At 69.7% G+C, this 2,203-nt stretch carries 2 protein-coding genes and 1 pseudogene; all 3 read left to right on the top strand.

The genetic code is table 11. The annotated features are described in order from the left end of the window. Positions 1-339 (top strand): annotated as a pseudogene (locus ACIBK0_RS51875) (transposase); the annotation flags it as partial. 142 nt (positions 340-481) lie between these two features. After that, a complete protein-coding gene (locus tag ACIBK0_RS51870; protein ID WP_399097541.1) occupies positions 482-1,126 on the top strand; it encodes an RNA polymerase sigma factor in 645 nt (214 codons plus the stop codon). Further along, entirely contained in the window at positions 1,123-2,193 is a 1,071-nt protein-coding gene (locus ACIBK0_RS51865; protein WP_399097539.1) for a CU044_5270 family protein, read from the top strand. The genes ACIBK0_RS51870 and ACIBK0_RS51865 overlap by 4 nt, the downstream gene beginning before the upstream one ends. Positions 2,194-2,203: the final 10 nt, after the last annotated feature.

Here is a 2,203-nt window from a genome sequence, read left to right as displayed (position 1 = left end):
CGCATCGGTCCCGGCAGGCCCCGCGCGCGGCCCGATCACGTCCTGGGAGACAAGGGCTACAGTTCGAAGGCGATCCGGGCCTGGCTACGGCGCCGGGGCATCACGCACACCATCCCGGAACGGGCCGACCAGATCCGCAACCGGGCCCGGCGCGGCAGCCTCGGCGGACGCCCCCCGACAGTCGATCGCGAAATCTACAAGCAGCGCAACGTCGTGGAACGGTGCTTCAACCGCCTGAAACAATGGCGCGGCATCGAAACCCGCTATGACAAAACCGCCGAGTCCTACCAGGCGGCCGTCACCCTCGCCTCGCTGCTGATGTGGGCGACGCCACCTGCCCTGTTGCTCAACTGCCGTGCCGCCCGAGATGTCGCTCACCCCAAGGAGACGGCGGACGTGATGCGCGTGCCGGCCGCGGAGCCCCATGTCTCCTGACCGTGTGACGCACGCCACGGGAACCTGCCCCGCCGTGTGGACAAGGATGGACGTGGACTACTCATTGCACACCCGGATACGGGCAGGCGACCCCGAGGCGTTCCGCGAGCTCTTCCGTGACCACGCCCGACTGGTCCACCGGCACGCGGTGCGGGTGACCGGGGACTGGACCGTCGCCGAGGACATCGTCTCGCTGACTTTCTTGGAGGCGTGGCGGCTGCGCGTCAAGCTGCGGGACGAAGGCGACAGCCCGCGCCCCTGGCTGATGGGCATCGCCGTGAACGTACTGCGCAACACCACCCGCGCTGCGCGCCGCCACCAGCGGGCCCTGGAGCGCCTGCCGGCCAAGGAAACGGTCCCGGACTTCGCCGACGAACTCGTCGGCCGCATAGCCGATGCCGACCAGCTGGCTGCCGCCCAGCGGGTGCTGAAGAAGCTGAGCCGGAGCGAGCGCGAGGTCTTCACGCTCTGTGTGTGGTCCGGGCTCAGCTACGCGGAGACGGCGGCCGTGCTCGGCGTCCCGGTCGGCACCGTGCGCTCGCGCCTGTCCCGCGCCCGCAGACGGCTGAGCAAGCTGGCCGACGAAGAACTGAGGAAACGCAGGGAACCGCTACCGCGCAACGGACAAGTACAGGGCGGCCGCACTTCTGCGGCCCGGTCACACGAGGCGTACGAGGAGAGGTCCGAATGATCCGCAAGAAGTCTCGGCGTGAGGAGTCGCTGGACCACGCGGAACTGGCCCGGTTGCTGCCGGCGCCGGGAGACCCGCACCTGTCGCTCGACCGTCACCTGCTTCTCGAGGAGCACCTGATGAACGAGATCCAGCGCACCGCACCCGCCCCCGCCCCTGCGCCGTCCCGCCGCCCGGCACGCCGTGTCCTGCTGATCGGTGTCCCGGTCACCGCCGCCGCCCTGGCCGGCGCCTTCGCCTTCACCGCGCTGACCGGTTCCGGGGGCAGCGACCCGGCCGCGGCCACCCCGCCCCCGGTCGAAGCGCCGGTCGTCCGCATCGAGCCCGGCAGCACCGCCCAGCTCGCCTCCACCGTCGAGCACATCGCCGCCGCCGCCTCGGCCAGCAAGACGCCCGAACCCGGCCCGGGCCAGTACATCTACATCAAGAGCAAGGTCTCCTACCTCTCCGTCTCGCACACCGACACGGACAAGTCCAAGACCTTGGTCCAGCCCCTGCATATCCGTGAGGCATGGAATTCCCCCGACGGCAAGCAGGGCTGGCTGGACGAGCCCGGCTACCACCCCAAGGGCGGCATCACCCTCGACAGCGACGTCGAGAGCAGCTTGAACGCCCCCTCCTACGACTACCTCAAGACGCTGCCCACCGACCCGGACGCCCTGCTGAAGAAGATCTACAAGGAGACCAAGGGCCAGGGGAACTCCCCGGACCAGGAGGCATTCACCACGGTCGGCGACCTGCTCGGGGAGCAGCTCGCACCGGCGAAGCTGAACGCGGCGCTGTACCGGGCCGCGGCCAAGATCCCCGGGGTGGTGGTGGTGGATCATGCCCAGGACGCCGCGGGACGCGAGGGCATCGCCCTGGCTCACGTCGACCAGAAGAGCGGCGACCGCACCGAGTGGATCTTCGACCCCAAGACGTACGCCTATCTCGGCAGCCGCGCTGTCCAGGTCAAGCAGGCCGACGACATCAAGCCCGGCACAGTCCTCGAATACACCGCCGTGCTGGAGCGGGCCGTCGTCGACGCCCAGAAGCAGCGCCCCGGCGCGCAAGGTACCGATGCGTGAGAACGCGATC

This window comes from Streptomyces sp. NPDC050564 (assembly GCF_044457265.1).
Lineage (GTDB): Bacteria > Actinomycetota > Actinomycetes > Streptomycetales > Streptomycetaceae > Streptomyces.
This window is presented reverse-complemented; position numbering and strand designations above follow the sequence as displayed.